The organism is Allorhizobium sp. nf9_anc (assembly GCF_056323085.1).
In genome coordinates this window covers 3,823,455-3,840,000 of sequence record NZ_CM150481.1, presented here as the reverse complement: position 1 = coordinate 3,840,000, position 16,546 = coordinate 3,823,455, and the positions used below count along the sequence as shown (strand labels likewise).

At 61.0% G+C, this 16,546-nt stretch carries 13 protein-coding genes, 1 tRNA gene and 2 rRNA genes (1 of these 16 running past the window's edge); 6 read left to right on the top strand and 10 right to left on the bottom strand.

Features of this window, described 5'->3' with window-relative positions:
- From AC02Y0_RS18775 to AC02Y0_RS18765, 3 genes are all read left to right on the top strand, one after another.
- A 23S ribosomal RNA gene (locus tag AC02Y0_RS18775) occupies positions 1 to 1,858 on the top strand (it extends 942 nt beyond the left edge of the window).
- Positions 1,859 to 1,970: 112 nt separating this feature from the next.
- Positions 1,971 to 2,085, top strand: a 5S ribosomal RNA gene (gene rrf / locus AC02Y0_RS18770).
- Positions 2,086 to 2,241: 156 nt separating this feature from the next.
- Positions 2,242 to 2,318, top strand: a tRNA-Met gene (locus tag AC02Y0_RS18765).
- 87 nt (positions 2,319 to 2,405) lie between these two features.
- On the opposite strand, the gene AC02Y0_RS18760 is transcribed toward AC02Y0_RS18765, so the two are convergent.
- The 7 genes from AC02Y0_RS18760 to AC02Y0_RS18730 form a co-directional block, all read right to left on the bottom strand.
- Complete coding sequence (locus AC02Y0_RS18760; RefSeq protein WP_476380413.1) at positions 2,406 to 3,293, bottom strand: SMP-30/gluconolactonase/LRE family protein; 888 nt, start codon at positions 3,291 to 3,293, stop codon at positions 2,406 to 2,408.
- 22 nt (positions 3,294 to 3,315) lie between these two features.
- Complete coding sequence (otnI, locus tag AC02Y0_RS18755; protein WP_476380411.1) at positions 3,316 to 4,083, bottom strand: 2-oxo-tetronate isomerase; 768 nt, start codon at positions 4,081 to 4,083, stop codon at positions 3,316 to 3,318.
- 1 nt (position 4,084) lies between these two features.
- Positions 4,085 to 4,999: an L-threonate dehydrogenase gene (gene ltnD, locus AC02Y0_RS18750; protein WP_476380409.1), complete on the bottom strand. Its 915-nt coding sequence runs from the start codon at positions 4,997 to 4,999 to the stop codon at positions 4,085 to 4,087.
- Positions 4,999 to 5,973, bottom strand: coding sequence for an ABC transporter permease (locus AC02Y0_RS18745; protein WP_476380408.1), 975 nt, complete (start codon positions 5,971 to 5,973; stop codon positions 4,999 to 5,001). The genes ltnD and AC02Y0_RS18745 overlap by 1 nt, the downstream gene beginning before the upstream one ends.
- Complete coding sequence (locus AC02Y0_RS18740) at positions 5,970 to 6,938, bottom strand: ABC transporter permease (RefSeq protein WP_476380406.1); 969 nt, start codon at positions 6,936 to 6,938, stop codon at positions 5,970 to 5,972. Before AC02Y0_RS18740 ends, AC02Y0_RS18745 begins: the two co-directional genes overlap by 4 nt.
- Positions 6,935 to 8,455 carry a sugar ABC transporter ATP-binding protein gene (locus AC02Y0_RS18735; protein WP_476380404.1) on the bottom strand — a complete coding sequence of 507 codons (1,521 nt, stop codon included), beginning with the start codon at positions 8,453 to 8,455 and terminating at the stop codon, positions 6,935 to 6,937. The genes AC02Y0_RS18740 and AC02Y0_RS18735 overlap by 4 nt, the downstream gene beginning before the upstream one ends.
- Positions 8,456 to 8,527: 72 nt before the next feature.
- Positions 8,528 to 9,646: a sugar ABC transporter substrate-binding protein gene (locus AC02Y0_RS18730; protein WP_476380402.1), complete on the bottom strand. Its 1,119-nt coding sequence runs from the start codon at positions 9,644 to 9,646 to the stop codon at positions 8,528 to 8,530.
- A 198-nt stretch (positions 9,647 to 9,844) separates the two neighbouring features.
- Here AC02Y0_RS18730 and AC02Y0_RS18725 point away from each other — a divergent pair, with 198 nt between their 5' ends.
- Genes AC02Y0_RS18725 through otnC form a run of 3 tightly spaced genes read left to right on the top strand, consistent with a single transcriptional unit; the run spans position 9,845 to position 12,777 of the window.
- The gene (locus AC02Y0_RS18725; protein WP_054149292.1) at positions 9,845 to 10,846 is read left to right on the top strand and encodes a LacI family DNA-binding transcriptional regulator; all 1,002 of its coding nucleotides are present in this window, start codon (positions 9,845 to 9,847) and stop codon (positions 10,844 to 10,846) included.
- A gap of 27 nt (positions 10,847 to 10,873) precedes the next feature.
- Entirely contained in the window at positions 10,874 to 12,139 is a 1,266-nt protein-coding gene (gene otnK / locus AC02Y0_RS18720) for a 3-oxo-tetronate kinase (RefSeq protein WP_476380400.1), read from the top strand.
- A complete protein-coding gene (gene otnC, locus AC02Y0_RS18715; protein ID WP_476380398.1) occupies positions 12,136 to 12,777 on the top strand; it encodes a 3-oxo-tetronate 4-phosphate decarboxylase in 642 nt (213 codons plus the stop codon). Before otnK ends, otnC begins: the two co-directional genes overlap by 4 nt.
- A gap of 87 nt (positions 12,778 to 12,864) precedes the next feature.
- On the opposite strand, the gene AC02Y0_RS18710 is transcribed toward otnC, so the two are convergent.
- From AC02Y0_RS18710 to AC02Y0_RS18700, 3 genes are read right to left on the bottom strand one after another with little or no spacing between them, the layout of a single operon-like run.
- Complete coding sequence (locus AC02Y0_RS18710) at positions 12,865 to 14,268, bottom strand: mannitol dehydrogenase family protein (protein WP_476380396.1); 1,404 nt, start codon at positions 14,266 to 14,268, stop codon at positions 12,865 to 12,867.
- Positions 14,268 to 15,467 (bottom strand): mannonate dehydratase, encoded by a 1,200-nt coding sequence (uxuA, locus tag AC02Y0_RS18705; RefSeq protein WP_476380394.1) that lies wholly within the window; start codon positions 15,465 to 15,467, stop codon positions 14,268 to 14,270. Before uxuA ends, AC02Y0_RS18710 begins: the two co-directional genes overlap by 1 nt.
- Positions 15,464 to 16,534, bottom strand: a complete 1,071-nt coding sequence (locus AC02Y0_RS18700; RefSeq protein ID WP_476380392.1) for an L-idonate 5-dehydrogenase — start codon at positions 16,532 to 16,534, stop codon at positions 15,464 to 15,466. Before AC02Y0_RS18700 ends, uxuA begins: the two co-directional genes overlap by 4 nt.
- Positions 16,535 to 16,546 lie beyond the last annotated feature (12 nt).

Below are 16,546 nucleotides of genomic sequence, written 5' to 3'. Positions count from 1 at the left end.
TAACCAAACTCCGAATACCTGGGAGTACTAGTCGGCAGACACACGGCGGGTGCTAACGTCCGTCGTGAAGAGGGCAACAACCCTGACCTCCAGCTAAGGTCCCCAAGTCATGGCTAAGTGGGAAAGGATGTGAGGATCCCAAAACAACCAGGATGTTGGCTTAGAAGCAGCCATCATTTAAAGAAAGCGTAACAGCTCACTGGTCTAAATAAGGGTCTTTGCGCCGAAAATGTAACGGGGCTAAAGCCATGCACCGAAGCTGAGGATGTGGATTTATCCACGTGGTAGCGGAGCGTTCCGTAAGCCTGTGAAGGGGTACCCGTGAGGGGCCCTGGAGGTATCGGAAGTGCGAATGTTGACATGAGTAACGATAAAGGGGGTGAGAGACCCCCTCGCCGAAAGACCAAGGGTTCCTGCTTAAAGTTAATCTGAGCAGGGTTAGCCGGCCCCTAAGATGAGGCAGAAATGCGTAGTCGATGGGAACCACGTTAATATTCGTGGGCCTGGTGGTAGTGACGGATTGCGTAACTCGTTCAGACTTATTGGATTGTCTGGGCGGGGAAGCGGTTCCAGGAAATAGCTCCACCGTACAGACCGTACCCGAAACCGACACAGGTGGTCAGGTAGAGTATACCAAGGCGCTTGAGAGAACTATGTTGAAGGAACTCGGCAAATTGCACGCGTAACTTCGGAAGAAGCGTGACCCCTTTGTACGCAAGTATGATGGGGTGGCACAGACCAGGGGGTAGCGACTGTTTATCAAAAACACAGGGCTCTGCGAAGTCGCAAGACGACGTATAGGGTCTGACGCCTGCCCGGTGCTGGAAGGTTAAGAGGAGAGGTGCAAGCTTTGAATCGAAGCCCCAGTAAACGGCGGCCGTAACTATAACGGTCCTAAGGTAGCGAAATTCCTTGTCGGGTAAGTTCCGACCTGCACGAATGGCGTAACGACTTCCCCGCTGTCTCCAACATAGACTCAGTGAAATTGAATTCCCCGTGAAGATGCGGGGTTCCTGCGGTCAGACGGAAAGACCCCGTGCACCTTTACTATAGCTTTACACTGGCATTCGTGTCGGCATGTGTAGGATAGGTGGTAGGCTTTGAAGCAGGGACGCCAGTTTCTGTGGAGCCATCCTTGAAATACCACCCTTATCGTCATGGATGTCTAACCGCGGTCCGTCATCCGGATCCGGGACAGTGTATGGTGGGTAGTTTGACTGGGGCGGTCGCCTCCGAAAGAGTAACGGAGGCGCGCGATGGTGGGCTCAGACCGGTCGGAAATCGGTCGTCGAGTGCAATGGCATAAGCCCGCCTGACTGCGAGACTGACAAGTCGAGCAGAGACGAAAGTCGGTCATAGTGATCCGGTGGTCCCGTGTGGAAGGGCCATCGCTCAACGGATAAAAGGTACGCCGGGGATAACAGGCTGATGACCCCCAAGAGTCCATATCGACGGGGTTGTTTGGCACCTCGATGTCGGCTCATCGCATCCTGGGGCTGGAGCAGGTCCCAAGGGTTTGGCTGTTCGCCAATTAAAGCGGTACGTGAGCTGGGTTCAGAACGTCGTGAGACAGTTCGGTCCCTATCTGCCGTGGGTGTAGGAATATTGACAGGATCTGTCCCTAGTACGAGAGGACCGGGATGGACATATCTCTGGTGGACCTGTTGTCGTGCCAACGGCATAGCAGGGTAGCTATATATGGAATGGATAACCGCTGAAGGCATCTAAGCGGGAAACCAACCTGAAAACGAGTATTCCCTATCAGGGCCGTGGAAGACTACCACGTTGATAGGACGGGTGTGGAAGCTCAGTAATGAGTGAAGCTTACCGTTACTAATAGCCCGATTGGCTTGATCGTTCTCATTGACCATGCTCATCGGCCCGGACAAATCCGGGCGATGATGCCAAATACGTGTTCATGTAAAAGAGGTTCGCCTCACCAGCTTCTCAACAACATTGCCCTTAGCCGACCTGGTGGTCATGGCGGGGTGGCTGCACCCGTTCCCATTCCGAACACGGCCGTGAAACGCCCCAGCGCCAATGGTACTTCGTCTCAAGACGCGGGAGAGTAGGTCGCTGCCAGGTCTGCTAATGGCAATGTTGTCGGGTTTTGCGAAAGCAAAGACCAAAATCTTCTCGATCACAGCATCGGCCCAAGCCGAAACAACGGGCCGCATCAAGCGGCCCTTTTTGCTTGGTGGAACCTCTTAAGCGTTACAACTTCAGTTGTTGCGCTCTTGGCGCGGGGTGGAGCAGCCCGGTAGCTCGTCAGGCTCATAACCTGAAGGCCGCAGGTTCAAATCCTGCCCCCGCAACCAAAACATCCAAAACAACCGACACTAATCCTCAACCGCCTCCATCTGATGGGGGCGGTTTTGCGTTTACGGCCGGTGCGTCAACTCGAGCTAGCCTCTCACATTGAGATAGACAGCAAACAGAGCGCGCGTGGCGGTGATGTAAAGGCGGTTTTTCTCCGGTCCTCCAAAGCAGACATTGCTCACTGTCTCGGGGATCAGGATCTTCCCGAGGAGCTTCCCATCAGCCCCAAGGCAATGGACGCCATCGCCGGCACTCGTCCAAATATGTCCCGCATTGTCAATTCGAAGGCCATCATACATGCCGTTCGGGCACTCGGAGAACACAAGACCTGAGGCCGGTTGTGCCGATGTATCCAAAGCGTAGGCCATGAGTTTAGCCGGTTGAACACCGCTGTCGACCACGTATAGGGTCTCTTCGTCACGCGACAACGCGAGCCCGTTCGGCTGCTGCAGATCGGTGATCACGGCCTCAAGCTGCCCGTCGGGTGTGAGCCGATAGACGTTTCGGCTTCCGATTTCGCTTTCCGCGAGTGACCCCTCATAAGGGGTCGAGATGCCATAGCTTGGATCGGTGAACCAGATATTGCCTTTGCTGTCGGCAATCACGTCGTTTGGCGAATTCAGCCGTTTGCCACCGAAACTCTCGGCAAGAGTTGTGAGGCTACCATCGTGCTCCCGGCGGGTGACACGTCGTGTCAGATGCTCGCAGGAGATCACGCGTCCTTCCCGATCGAGCGTATGCCCATTGGCAAAATTCGACGGGGCTTCGAAGGTTGCGACGGTGTCGTTGACCTCGTCGTATCGCATCACCCTGTTGTTCGGGATGTCCGAAAACAACAAATGGCGTGCTGCCGGCACGTAGACGGGTCCCTCCAGCCAGCGCCCGCCTGTGTAGAGCAGGTCGACATGCACATTCGGCAGGATCAGCGATCTGAACGCCGGGTCAATGATCTCGAACCAATCTGTGTAACGCATAGCACCCAAGTCCCCCGCAAGGTTAGAGCCTACTCATCCAACCCAGCCCCTCACGGGTGCCGGCGGCCGGACGATATTCGCAGCCGATATAGCCCTGGTAGCCGATCGCATCGATCTCAGCGAAGATCCTGCGGTCGTCGAGTTCGCCACTCATGGGTTCGTGACGATCGGGCACAGAGGCGATCTGGATATGGCCGATGACCGGTGCCATCTGCCGAAGCGCCATGATCACGTCGCCATGCAGGATCTGCCGGTGATAGACGTCGAATTGCAGCTTCACATGTGCCGCATCCATGTCGTTGATGAAGTCGATTGCCCGGTTGAAGTCGTTGAGGAAATAGCCCGGCATGTCGCGACCGTTGATCGGCTCGATGACGAGACCGATGCCGGCTTCGCCTGTGCGGTCGGTGGCGCGCTTTAGGTTATCGCGATAGGTGGCGATTGCTTGCGGATCCATCGCCGGCGCGAGGCCTGCCATCATGTGCAGGAGCGGCGTGCCGATGATCTTGGCATAGGCGATTGCCGTGTCCAGGGTGGCCGCAAAATCCGCCTCGCGTCCCGCAAGTGCTGCCATGCCGCGCTCTCCTGCCGCCCAGTCGCCGGGCGGCATGTTGAACAGGGCCTGGGCTAGGCCTGCCGCCTCCAGGTGCTCGGCGACGAGTTCGGCCGGGTGATCGTAGGGGAAGAGATATTCGACGGCCGTAAAGCCGCAGTCGGCTGCGGCCGCGAAACGGTCGAGGAAGGGAACCTCGTTGAACATCATCGACAGGTTTGCGGCAAACTTCGGCATGTCAGTCCTCGTCTTCCATACCCGGCAGGTTGAGGCCGGCAATCTTTGCCAAAAGGCGCGCAACCGAACTGTCGTCGTCGCGCCCCATGCCGGCGGCTTCGGTCATGATGAAGAGCTGCAGGGCGGCGCTCGCAATCGGCAGGGGGAATTTCGTCTGGCGACCGATATCCGAGACGATGCCAAGATCCTTGGTAAAGATCGCGACAGCGCTATGCGGCGTGTAGTCGCCTTCCAGCACATGCGGGATGCGGTTTTCGAACATCCAGCTGTTGCCGGCCGACTTGGTGATCACGTCGAAGACGCGTGAAATGTCGAGGTCCATGCTCTTGGCGAAGGTGATCGCCTCGCAGGCGGCGGCGATGTGCACGCCGGCCAGCAACTGGTTGACGATCTTGAAGGATGAGCCGATGCCGGGCTGATCGCCGAGTTCGTAGACCGTTCCGGCCATCGCATCGAGCGCTGATCGGGCGGCGGCGAAAGCGGCGGCCGAGCCCGAGGCCATGAAGGTCAACTGGCCGGCTTCGGCCTTCTTCGAACCGCCGCTGATCGGACCATCGACATAGAGAAGACCTGCTTCTTCGACACGGGCTGCGAAGCGCTTGGCCTCAGCCGGCGAGATGGTGGCGCAGGCAATGATGACGCCGCCCGATTTCATGGCAGCGACCACACCATTCTCGCCAAAGAGCACGGTCTCTGTCTGGGCAGCGTTCACCACCACGATGACGGCGACATCGGCGCCCGCAACAGCATCGCCTGGATTGCTGCCGGCGGTGCCGCCGGCAGCCTTGAGCGCGTTCAGCGCATCGGCACTGATGTCAAAGCCACGCACGAGATGTCCGGCCCGGACCAGCGAGCGAGCCATGCCGAGGCCCATGGAGCCGAGGCCGATAACGGCGACGGACGGAAGGTGAGACATCAGCGAAGGCTCCTTTTGTAGCCACGGATCAAAAGCATGGCCAGAATGATGACACCCAAAACAATCTGCCTGAAAGCTTCCGGCATCTGCAGCACAGAGAGGATCGAGGACAGAAGGGTGATGAAGATGGCGCCGACGATCGTGCCGCCATATCCACCCTGGCCTCCCATGATCGACGTGCCCCCGATGACCACGGCGGTGATGACGGGCAGCATATAGGGGTCGCCCATGCCCTGATAGGCCTGGTTGGCATAGCCGGCGAGCAGGATGGCGCCGATCGCCGTGAATACGCCGGCGACGACAAAGGTGAGGGTGGTAACGAGCCGCACGCGAATGCCGGAGAGATAGACGGCCTTTTCCGAATTGCCCATGGCGATCAGATATTTGCCGTAGACGGTCCGGTGCAGCAGGTAAAACATGGCTGACATCACCACCAGCCAGAACAGGAAGGCGTTGGGGATGCCGAAACTGCGTTCAAGCGACAGCGTGATCGAGAGTGGCGGGGCCATGCCGCGCGGCTTGAAGCCGCCGGTGAAGAAGACCACAGAGCCGATCAGCATCGAGTTCATCGCCAGCGTCCAGACCATGGATGGCAGGCGCAGGAAGGCGACGCCGATGCCATTGATTAGGCCGATCAGGGCACCGGTGAGGAGCCCGATCGGAATGGCGAGAGTGGCAAGTGTCGGATCCTGCGAGCCGGCGACCGTCGTAGTGACAATGGCAATCGCGGTGATCGCGGCCGGCACCGAAAGATCGATATGACCGAGCAGGATGACGAGCGTGGCGCCGGCCGCAATGATGCCGAGGAAAGAGGCGATCTGCAGTTGCTGAAGGAGATAACCTGCAGTCAGAAATGTCGGCAAAATGGTTCCGCCAGCGGCCAGCAGCACTCCGCAGCCGATGGCAACAACGAGAACGGCAGGATCGACGGGAAGGCTGGGCCTCGATGGCCCTGATATCGCGCGGTCGGTCATTGGGCGAACAACTTCAGTTTGTTGCGGACACGCAGCACGCCGACGGAGCCGAAGGCAATCGCGAGCGCCAGGATCAGCCCCTCGAAGAAGGGCTGGGCAAGGGGAGGAAGGCCGGAGAAGAACATCAGCGAGGCGACGGTCTTCAGGAGCATGGCACCAACGGCGACACCGATTGCTGTGCCGATACCACCGGCAAGCGACACACCGCCAAGCACGATCGCGGCAATCGAGTTCAGCGTGTAGGTGGGCCCGATGCCGGCGTCACCGGTCATTGTGACCATGGAGACGTAGAGCCCGGCCATGCCGGCCATCAGCCCTCCGAGCACATGGGCGGAGATGCGCATCGAGGTGGTGTTGATGCCGGTGAGCTGGGCGGAGTGCTCGTTTGCTCCGAGCGCCTTCAGCGCCATGCCGAAACTCGTCTTGCGCAGCACGATGGTGATCACGAGTACGGTGACAATGATCAGCACCAGAGAGGTGGGTACTGGGCCGATGGCATAGGTGAAGGCATCGGAGAGCTCAGAATTGACCGCGCCGCCCGGCGTTGGCCTCAGGTAAAGCGCTATGCCGGAATAAATTGCACCGGTGGCGAGCGTCGCGACGATCGGCGGCACATTGCCGAAGCAGACGAAGAGACCCGTGAACAACCCGCAGGCCATGCCGACCAAAAGAACGGCAGCCATGCCGAAGACAAGCGATCCGCCATCGCCCGCGAGTACGAAAGAAGCGGTGACGTTGGTGAGTGCCACGACCGCACCGACCGAGAGATCGATCCCGCGCACCAGCACGACGAAGAACTGGGCGAAGGCAGCAAACACCAGGAGCGCCGACTGGTTCGACCAGATCGTCAGCACATAGGTGGAGAGCCCCCGCGGATGGGTGGCGATGTAGAGCACGAAGAGGGCGACGAAAGCGATGGTCGGGATGATGACGCGCAGGTTGCGTCGGATGTAGAGCGCGGTCATTGCACGGTCTCCGGCGCTAATTGGGCAGTGCTGAGGCCCATGGCGGCTGAAATCAGGTTTTCAGGCGTCAGTGTGTCTCCGTTGAGTTCTCGCGCGATGCGGCCACGATAGAAGACTGCGACCCGGTCGCAGAGATGCACGAGCTCTTCGTAATCCGTTGACTGCATGACGATGGCGATGCCCTGTCCGGCAAGGTCGGTGAGCAGGCGGTAGATCTGCGCCTTCGTCTTCACGTCGATACCGCGGGTGGGATCGAGCAGCAGCAGGCAGCGTGGTCCAAGCGCCAGCCATTTGGCAAGCAGCACCTTCTGCTGGTTGCCGCCCGACAGTGACATGACGGGATCGGAGAGCTGGCCATAGGTCAATTCGAGTCGTTCGAGAAGGGCGAGGCAGCGGGCGTCGAGCGCTTCGCTGTCGCCGTGAAGCCCGATACCGGCAAGCCGCATATTGTCTGATATCGACAGCGGCTGGATCATGCCCTCGGTCTTGCGGTCTTCGGGAACCAGCGCGATGCCGATCTCCGGTGACTTCGACCGATGCGGCGAGCGGCGCTCATAGGCCTTGCCGGAAAGCTCGATCGACCCGCTGACGCCCGAGAGTGTGCCGAAGACCGCTTCGAGAACACGCTGTTGGCCCTGGCCTTCTAGGCCGCCGAGACCATAGATTTCTCCGGGGCGTACCGTGAAGCCGACATCGAAGAGCTCACCGGCGAAGGACAAGTCCTTGATGGAAAGAAGCGGCGCAACGTTTGCGGGCACGACCGGGCGCGGTGGCGGGAAAAGCCGGTCCATCGTCTCGCCGATCATCAGCGACACGATGCTCTGGTTGTCGATCGTGCCTGCCGGGAAGGTACGCACATGCTGTCCGGCGCGGAAAACCGAGATCGTGTCGGCGAGAGCCTCGACCTCGTGGAAACGATGGGAAATGAAGAGGATGCAGCAACCTTCGTCGCGCAGTTTCCGGATGACGGTGAACACTTTCTCGACGGCGGTGGCGCCGAGTGCGGATGTCGCCTCGTCGAGGATCAGCAGGCGCGGCTTCTGGTAGAGCGCCTTGGCGATCTCCACGCGCTGCCGGTCAGCAAGCGAGAGCTCTTCGACCGGTGTGTCGAGATGGATACTTTCAGCACCGATCAGGTCGAGTGCCGCGCGCGCTTCCCCATAGGCTTTTGCGAGCATGAAGCCGAAGCGTGTTTGCGGGCGGGCAAGCGTGATGTTGTCGCCGACGGAGAGGGTCGGCAGGAGCGAGAGTTCCTGAAACATGCAGACGATACCGGCGGCCGAGGCCTGGCGCGTTCCGGAAAACCGGATCGGCCTGCCTTCGAGGCGGATCTCGCCGGTCGTCGGCTGGATGGCCCCCGAAAGCAGTTTCATCAGGGTCGACTTGCCGGCGCCGTTTTCGCCGAGGATGGCGTGCACGGAGCCCGGTCGGGCGGAAAAGTCGATCGTCTTCAGGGCCTGGATCGGCCCATAGGACTTCGAAATCCCCGAAAGCTCGATGAGTGGAGCTGTCGTCATTCTGGCATTGTCCTGGTATGGGTCGGGCGGCGGCACCTTAAGGGGGCAGGCACCGCCGTCCAGCCGGGAGGATCAGGTATTGTCGGGGGTCTGGCCGAGCAGCTCTTCCGGGGTGAAGACCGGGAAGCAGTTCGGATAGCCTGTCGTCGTGTAGAAGGTGTCCGGCAGGTTCGGGAAGTAGTCAGTGCCTTCCTTCAGCTCTGCATTGTCCTTGTTCGGGATCGGCAGGAATACCTTCTGCGGCAAGGCATTGCCCTCGAGCAGCGAGACAGCGGCTTCGAGTGCGACGGCCGACATCACTGGCGCCTGGGCTGCGGTGAGGCCCGGATACTTGCCTTCAGCGATCAGCTTGCGGGCGCCGTTACCGGCATCGCCACCGATCGGAACGACCGGGTGACCGGCATTCTTCATGGCGTTCAGAGCGCCGATCGTGCCTTCCTGGACCATCACACCGTCGAAATTGCCATTGGTGGCGATCGCGTCGGCGGTGACCTTCTGCACGGTGCCGGCATCCCAGTTGCCAACCACCTGGACGACCTTGAGGCCCGGATGCTTGTCGAGCACGGAGCGCATGCCGAGATGGTTGTCGCGGTCGGTCGCATTGCCCGGCAGACCGGAGACTTCGAGAACGCTGCCCTCGACCTTGCCCTTGGCCTTCTCGATTTCACGCACGACGGCTTCCGCCTTCATCGCGCCGAGCTCGAACTGGTTTTCGTTCACCTGGACGATGGCATCGGTGTCGAGCACGTTGTCGAAGGGCACGAGCACTGTGCCGGCCTGTTCGGCGCGCTTGATGACGGAGGAAAAGGCGGTCGGGTTGACGGCGATGAAGGTGATCGCGTCGTAGCCGGCGGCAATGAAGTTGTCGATCGCAGCGATCTGGGCAGCACTGTCATTGCCAACCGAGACGACGGTGAATTCGGACAGCTTCGCCTTGTTTTCTGCACGTGCTGCCCAGGCCTTGGCGCCCTGGATGGCTGTGACGCGCCAGTCGTTGCCGGCAAATCCGTTGACGAAGGCAACCTTATAAGGGCCGTCCCGCTTCTCGTACTTGATGACCTTGGCATTGTCGGGTGCTGCAGAGAAGCACTCCGGACGATGGGTATCTTCGGCACGGACCGCCGAAGTGAAACTGAAGACGCAGAGCATCGCGGCCGACGCTGCAAGCGCGGCCTTGTTAAAGGTTCTCACGGTGAACTCCTCCCGAAGTATAATCTCCCAGAAAGCGCTAATCTCAGCGCTAACATAATTTTTTAAGCACATCCTCTAGCCACGATCAAGCGAAATATGTTAGCGCTGAGATAAAGTTTATGGCACGGTCCTGAAGAGCAGATCGCGTGTCGCCGTCTTGGCCAATCGGGCAATGCGGCAGGGGAGGAGACGAAACGAATGCAGCCGGAGACGCCGACGCTCACTCATGTGGCTCGCCTGGCGAATGTCAGCGAGAACACCGTGTCACGGGTCATCCGCAACAAAGGCTCGATTGCGGAGGAAACCCGCAAGCGCGTTCTCGATGCCATCGACACGCTCGGCTACGTGCCCAACCGGGCGGCCGGTTCGCTCGCCTCCTCGGCCTCGCTGATCATTGGCGTGATCCTGCCTTCTCTCTCCAACATCGTTTTTCCTGAGGTGCTGCGCGGCATCCATGCCGGTCTCGCCGACACGCCCTATCAGCCGATGATCGGCGTCACCGATTATGATCTCGGCAAGGAGCAGCAGCTCGTCTCCTCGCTGCTCGCCTGGCAGCCGACAGCCCTGATCACCACAGGCTTTGAACACACAGACGCTGCGCGCCGGATGCTGGAGAACAGCCGCATTCGAATTGCCGAACTTATGGACATCGACGATACGCCGATCGATCTGGCGGTTGGCCTGTCTCACCGCCGGGCCGGTCGCGCGACAGCCGAGCATCTGGTACGGCGCGGCTACAGCCGTATCGGTTATGTCGGTCACGATTGGACAGCCGACCGCCGCGCCCGCGCCCGCTATGACGGCCTCTGCGAAGCGCTGGCTGAAGCCGGCCTGTCGCTCTCCGTCGAGAAGCGCCATGACGGTCCGAGCTCAACGATTGCCGGCCGCGACACGCTGGCCGGTCTGCTGGCCGATGGCGCTGTGGCCGATGCCGTCGTCTTCTCCAATGACGACATGGCGGTCGGTGGCTTCATGCATTGTCTGGGCGCCGGTATCCCGGTGCCCGAGCGGCTCGCCCTTTTCGGCTTCAACGGACTGGAGATCGGCCAGGCGCTGCCCAAGCCCCTGTCGACGGTCCGCTCGAACCGTTTCAACATCGGCAAGACAGCGGTCGAAGCGCTGCTCGCTCAGGCCGAACGGCCGGGCGAAGCGCAGATCATCGATACCGGATTCGCCATCATCGACGGCGCAACGGCCTGACCGCGCGCCACTTCACCGGAGACTACCATGCTTTTGGGCGCCATTGCCGACGACCTGACCGGAGCCACCGACCTTGCCCTGATGCTGTCACGGGAGGGCATGCGAACCATCCAGACGATCGGCGTTCCCAAGGCCGGCCTTGATCTCTCGGGCGTCGACGCGGTGGTGGTTGCGCTGAAGTCGCGCACCAATCCTGCAGCTGAAGCTGTCGCCATGTCGCTCGAAGCCCTCTCCTTCCTGCAAACGGCGGGTGCGATGCAGTTCCTGTTCAAATATTGCTCGACCTTTGATTCCAGTCCGGAAGGCAATATCGGTCCCGTCACCGAGGCGTTGATGCAGGCGCTCGGCACGGAGCTGACGATTGTCTGCCCGGCTTTCCCGGCCAATGGCCGAACCATTTACAAGGGTCATCTGTTTGTCGGCGACCAGCTGCTGTCCGATAGCCCGATGCGCAATCATCCGCTGACCCCGATGACCGACAGCTCGCTGGTTCGCCTGATGGCCGGCCAGTCGCAGCTGAAGGTGGGGCTGGTGACCCGTGAAACGGTCGGGCAGGGAGCTTCAGCCGTCGCGCAAGCCTTCGAAGCTGCGCGTGACAAGGGCGAACAGGCGCTGGTCGTCGATGCGTTGACCGATGCCGATCTCCGGGTGATCGGTGAGGCCGCTGCCGGACTGACCCTGATCACCGGCGGCTCCGGTATAGCGCTCGGTCTGCCTGAAAATTTCCGTCGCGCCGGCCGCTTGCGCTCTTCTGGAGACGCGCTCGCCTTTTCCGCGCCGGCGGGACGGTCGATGATCCTTGCCGGATCCTGTTCGGAAGCGACCCGCGGCCAGATCCGCACGGCGATCGAGGCGGGCGTGCCCGCGCTCAAGCTTGATCCTATCGAGATCGCCGAGGGACGTTTCCGGGTTGAGCAGGCTCTTTCCTGGGCGCTGGCCCAGTCGGCACGGGCACCACTGATCTATTCGAGTGCCGAACCGGAAGAGGTAAAGGCAGCCCAGGCTGCCCTCGGTCGCGAGAGGGCCGGATCGCTGATCGAGCATTTCCTCGCCGAGACCGCGCTTGGCCTCAAGGCCGCCGGTGTCCGTCGCCTGATCGTCGCCGGTGGCGAGACCTCGGGCGCCGTAGTCGGCGCGCTGGCACCCGACGCGCTCTTCATCGGTCCGGAGATCGATCCCGGTGTGCCCTGGACGCTGACGCTCGGACAGACGGAGCCGATGGCGTTGGCGCTGAAGTCCGGCAATTTCGGTGCACCCGATTTCTTCCTCAAGGCCTGGGACCTCCTGCCATGACGTCAATCCTTTCCGAGGAAACCCGCCTGCGCGACGAGATCGCCGAGGTCGGCAAATCCCTCTTCGATCGCTGCTTCACCTTCGGCTCGACCGGCAATATCAGCGCGCGGCTCTCGAATGGCGAGATGCTGATGACGCCGACCAATGCCTCGATGGGATCGCTCGATCCCGGCCGACTGTCGAAATTCACCGCCGAGGGCGTCCATGTCGGCGGCGATAAGCCGACCAAGGAAGCCTTCCTACACCAGTGCATGTATTGCGCGCGGGAAAGCTCGGGCGCGGTCGTGCATCTGCATTCCACCCATGCAGTCGCGGTTAGTATCCTCGACGGGCTTGATCCCAATGACGTTCTGCCGCCGCTAACGGCTTATTACGTGATGAGGGTGGGGCGTTTGCCGATGGCCCCTTACTTTCCGCCAGGGGACGCAGCGCTCGCCGAAGCCGTGCGCGAAAGGGCTGAGCACAGCCATGCGGTCCTTCTGGCCAACCACGGCCCCGTCGTTGCGGGCAAGACGTTGAAGGAAGCACAGTATGCGATGGAAGAACTGGAAGAGACCGCCAAGCTATTCCTGATGCTACGAGGCGAGCGTTTGCGACCGCTAACGACAGAGCAGGTCGATGCTTTGCGCTCGACCTAGTCCCATCATCTGCCGCGCAAGTAGGCCTCACTGACCTTCTGGCTGCAAGTCGTTGTTTCTCGCTTCTCCATATTCTGGCCGCATCAGCTAGGACGACAGGATCGCTGCGTTTGTCCGATCGCGCCAGTCGCGTGCGGCAATCAGTTCAGGTGGGAAAAGACCGGGGATGGCAAAAAACGGTGCGGAGGGGTCTGTGGCGTTCATGCTTACCGCTGCCGCAAGGACCTCACTGCGACGGGGATCGCCGCAATCGCCTCGCTTCTTCACCGATGCCATCCAGACCCCCACTGCATAGGCGGTCGCTGCCGCTGTCTCACCTTTCGCCAGCATGTCGACTGTGGGCGCCAAAAGCCGCTGCGGTAATTTTTGCGTCGTATCGAGCGCGATCTGGATATTGCGATGGTCTATGGTCGGATTGGAAAAGCGCGCCAGGAGATCGTCGATATAAGCGGCAAGGTCGATGCCGGGCACTGGATCGAGCGTCGAGACAACCTCCTCCATATGCATTCGCGCCTTTGCCGCCAGATGCGGTACGGCCATCACGTCGCGAATGTAGTCGAGGTTTCCAAGGATCCCAAGATGGGCAAGCAGCGTATGCGTGCCGTTGAGTAATCGCAGCTTCATCTTCTCGTAGGGCTCGACATTGCTGGCGAAGATTGCGCCGCCGGCCTCCCAGGCGGGGCGCCCGAAAACGAAGTCATCCTCTATGACCCATTGCAAAAATGGCTCTGTGTCGATTGCCAGTGCGTCCTGGGCTCCGAGCAGTCTCTCGGCACGAAGCCGGGTGGTGTCGGTCGCGGCGGGCACGATCCGGTCGACCATGGAGCAGGGGAACCGACCCTTGTCCGCGATCCAATCGGCCAGCGCGGGATCGCGCAACTGGGCCATCTCCAGAACCAGGCGGAGCACGACCTTGCCGTTGGATGGTAGATTGTCGCAACAGAGGACCGTGTAGGGTGCGAGTCCCGCCGCGCGCCGCAGGGCAAGGCCCTCAACGAGAAAGCCCAGCACACCAACAGGCGCATCTGGCCTCTCCAAGTCCGCGGCAATGGCTTGATGAGCGTGGTCCAACCCGCCCGTTGTTGGATCAAGGCCATAGGCTTTTTCCGACACGGTGACCGTCACGATGCGGATCGCCGGATCGGCCAAGGCCGATAGAACACGAGCGCGGTCGGACGCGGCACAGATCCAGTCGACGGTCGCGCCGATGACTTCGGATTGATCCCCCGCCTCGCTCCGCGTCGTGACGGAGTATAGCCCATCTTGGGCGGCGAGTGCCGCGACGGGTTCGGGCGAACGCAGGTTGACGGCAATGATGCCCCAATGTCCGAATTGGGCTTCCAGAGCACGCTGCGTAAACACCGCCTGATGCGCCCTGTGGAACGCGCCGATCCCAAAATGCACGATGCCGGGTTTCAGTCCCGTCCGGTCAAACCGCGGTTGACGAACCGTATCCGGAAGCCCGGCAGTGCTGGAGAGCCTTTGCAACATCAGCCTCCCAGTCCGTATTGGGCATGCGACAGCGCGCGCTCGATGCCGCGAAGCTCTGCCAGGCCCTTAAGCCTGCCGATGGCGGGGTAGCCCGGCTGTGCACCACGTGTCAGGTCATCGAGAATTTCCTGCCCGTGGTCGGGACGCATCGGAATTTGATGATCTTCACGCCCCTCCTTGCGCCGTCTCGTCTCCTCCGTCACCAGGGCCGCGATCACGGCCACCATGTCGGTCCCGCCTTCCAGATGCTCATCCTCGAAGAAGGAGCAAGGGACCGTGTCGGTGTCACGAGTCACGTTGCGAAGGTGGACGAAGTGGATGCGGTCGGCAAAGCGCTTGGCAAGAAAAGGCAGGTCATTGTCAGGGCGCGCGCCGAGTGATCCGGTGCACAGGGTTACGCCGTTTGCGCGGAGATCAACGGCATCCAGCATGTGCGCATAGTCGGCCTCTGTTGAAAGTATGCGCGGCAGGCCGAGCAGTGACCAGGGCGGATCATCGCCGTGTGCGCAGATATTGATGCCGACCTGCTCGGCGACCGGCGCGACTTCGCTCAGGAAATCGACGAGGTTCTGCTGCAGCCGTTCGCGGTTGATGCCTTGGTAGGAGCGCAGCTTCTCAAGCAACTGCTCGAGCGTATAGCCATCGGCAGAGCCCGGCAGGCCGGCACCTATGTTCTTTCCGAGGGCCGTGATCTTGGCGTCCTCCATGCCGGAGAAACGCCGCGCGGCCTCGTCGGTCAGCCAGTCCGGATAATCCGCGGCAGCCTCGGGTCGCTTCAGGATATGGATGTCGAAGGCTGCGAAATCTACGAGATCAAAGCGCATGGCTTTGGCGCCGTGACCAGTTTCCCACCGCAAATCGGTCCGCGTCCAGTCGAGGATTGGCATGAAGTTATAGCAGACCGTTCGGATCCCCGAAGCCGACAGGCGTCTGAGCGTTTCCTGCCAGTTGGCGATGTGGCGCTTCCAGTCGCCGGTCTGCGTCTTGATATCCTCGGACACCGGAATGCTCTCGACCACATCCCAGACCAAACCGCCGGCGCGGATCGCGTCATGCCGTTTGGCAATCTCGTCTTCTGGCCAGACCTCGCCGGTTGCGATGTGGTGCAGTGCCGACACGATGCCCTCGGCGCCCGCCTGGGCTGCATCTCTCACACTGACTTTGTCGATGGGGCCGAACCAGCGCCAGGTATGTCTCATGTCTCGTCCTTTAGGCTTTCATGCGTCTGTGGAAATGTGATCTGCACCTTGCAGGCCTTCGAGCGGTCACCGGCCTGTTCAAAGGCCTCCACCACCGCATCGAGTGGGAAACTGTGCGAGATGATCGGACGCACATCGATCTGGCGGGTCGAGATCAAGGCGACGGCCTCAGAGAATTCCTCATGGAACCGCTGCGAGCCGCGCCAGACGATTTCCTTGCCGACCAGTGCGTTGAGGGGAATAGTGACGTCGCCGGTCACGCCGACCTGGACCAGAATTCCCCGCGGCTTGATGGCCGCAAAAGCGGAGCGCAGGGCAGGTCCAGCCGCCGAGCAATCGAACACCACATCGAAATAGCCCTTGTGCGCCGTGAAGGGCAAAAGTCCGTCCGGCTCGCTTTTCACATTGATGGCTTGCGTGGCACCCATAGAGTGCGCCCGCGACAAGGCGGAATCAGCCAGATCCGTGACCACCATCTGGCCAGCACCTGCATGACGGGCGGCAGCCACGGTCAGGAGACCAATCGGCCCCGCGCCCGTGACAAGAACGGCCTTGCCGTTGAGATCGCCGGCCTGGGCGATTGCATGGAGGCACACCGCCAGCGGCTCTGCGCAGGCCGCCTCTCCCGGTGTGACGTCGCCGCCGACCGGATGGCATTGAATGGCCGGCACGACCAAGTGCTCACGAAACATGCCGTCTTCATGCGGCAGACGCATGGCCGAGCCCATGAAGCGCATGTCCAGGCAGTGAATGGGTTGCCCGATCCGGCAGTATTGGCACTGGCCGCAGGGTTGGGAGGGATTGACCGCCACCAGTTGTCCGAGTTCAACGCCCGAAACACCGTCGCCAATTTCCTCCACAAAGCCGGAGGCTTCGTGACCGGCAATGATGGGTTCGCGGACGCGGACCGGGCCAAAGCCGCCATCCTGATAGTAATGCAGGTCGGAGCCGCAGATGCCACCTGCTGCCATCGCAAGTCGAACCTCACCGGCGCCACATGTCGGATAATCGAGATGCTCAACGCGCAGGTCGCGTTCGGCATGAAGGCGGACAACGCGGGTTTGCATCGCAAAGAGACC

What these genes read in the sequence shown, in the direction of transcription:
- AC02Y0_RS18760 (WP_476380413.1), bottom strand. Translation starts at nt 3,293, where the DNA reads ATGCGTTACACAGATTGGTTCGAGATCATTGACCCGGCGTTCAGATCG.
- otnI (WP_476380411.1), bottom strand. Translation starts at nt 4,083, where the DNA reads ATGCCGAAGTTTGCCGCAAACCTGTCGATGATGTTCAACGAGGTTCCC.
- ltnD (WP_476380409.1), bottom strand. Translation starts at nt 4,999, where the DNA reads ATGTCTCACCTTCCGTCCGTCGCCGTTATCGGCCTCGGCTCCATGGGC.
- AC02Y0_RS18745 (WP_476380408.1), bottom strand. Translation starts at nt 5,973, where the DNA reads ATGACCGACCGCGCGATATCAGGGCCATCGAGGCCCAGCCTTCCCGTC.
- AC02Y0_RS18740 (WP_476380406.1), bottom strand. Translation starts at nt 6,938, where the DNA reads ATGACCGCGCTCTACATCCGACGCAACCTGCGCGTCATCATCCCGACC.
- AC02Y0_RS18735 (WP_476380404.1), bottom strand. Translation starts at nt 8,455, where the DNA reads ATGACGACAGCTCCACTCATCGAGCTTTCGGGGATTTCGAAGTCCTAT.
- AC02Y0_RS18725 (WP_054149292.1), top strand. Translation starts at nt 9,845, where the DNA reads ATGCAGCCGGAGACGCCGACGCTCACTCATGTGGCTCGCCTGGCGAAT.
- otnK (WP_476380400.1), top strand. Translation starts at nt 10,874, where the DNA reads ATGCTTTTGGGCGCCATTGCCGACGACCTGACCGGAGCCACCGACCTT.
- otnC (WP_476380398.1), top strand. Translation starts at nt 12,136, where the DNA reads ATGACGTCAATCCTTTCCGAGGAAACCCGCCTGCGCGACGAGATCGCC.
- AC02Y0_RS18710 (WP_476380396.1), bottom strand. Translation starts at nt 14,268, where the DNA reads ATGTTGCAAAGGCTCTCCAGCACTGCCGGGCTTCCGGATACGGTTCGT.
- uxuA (WP_476380394.1), bottom strand. Translation starts at nt 15,467, where the DNA reads ATGAGACATACCTGGCGCTGGTTCGGCCCCATCGACAAAGTCAGTGTG.
- AC02Y0_RS18700 (WP_476380392.1), bottom strand. Translation starts at nt 16,534, where the DNA reads ATGCAAACCCGCGTTGTCCGCCTTCATGCCGAACGCGACCTGCGCGTT.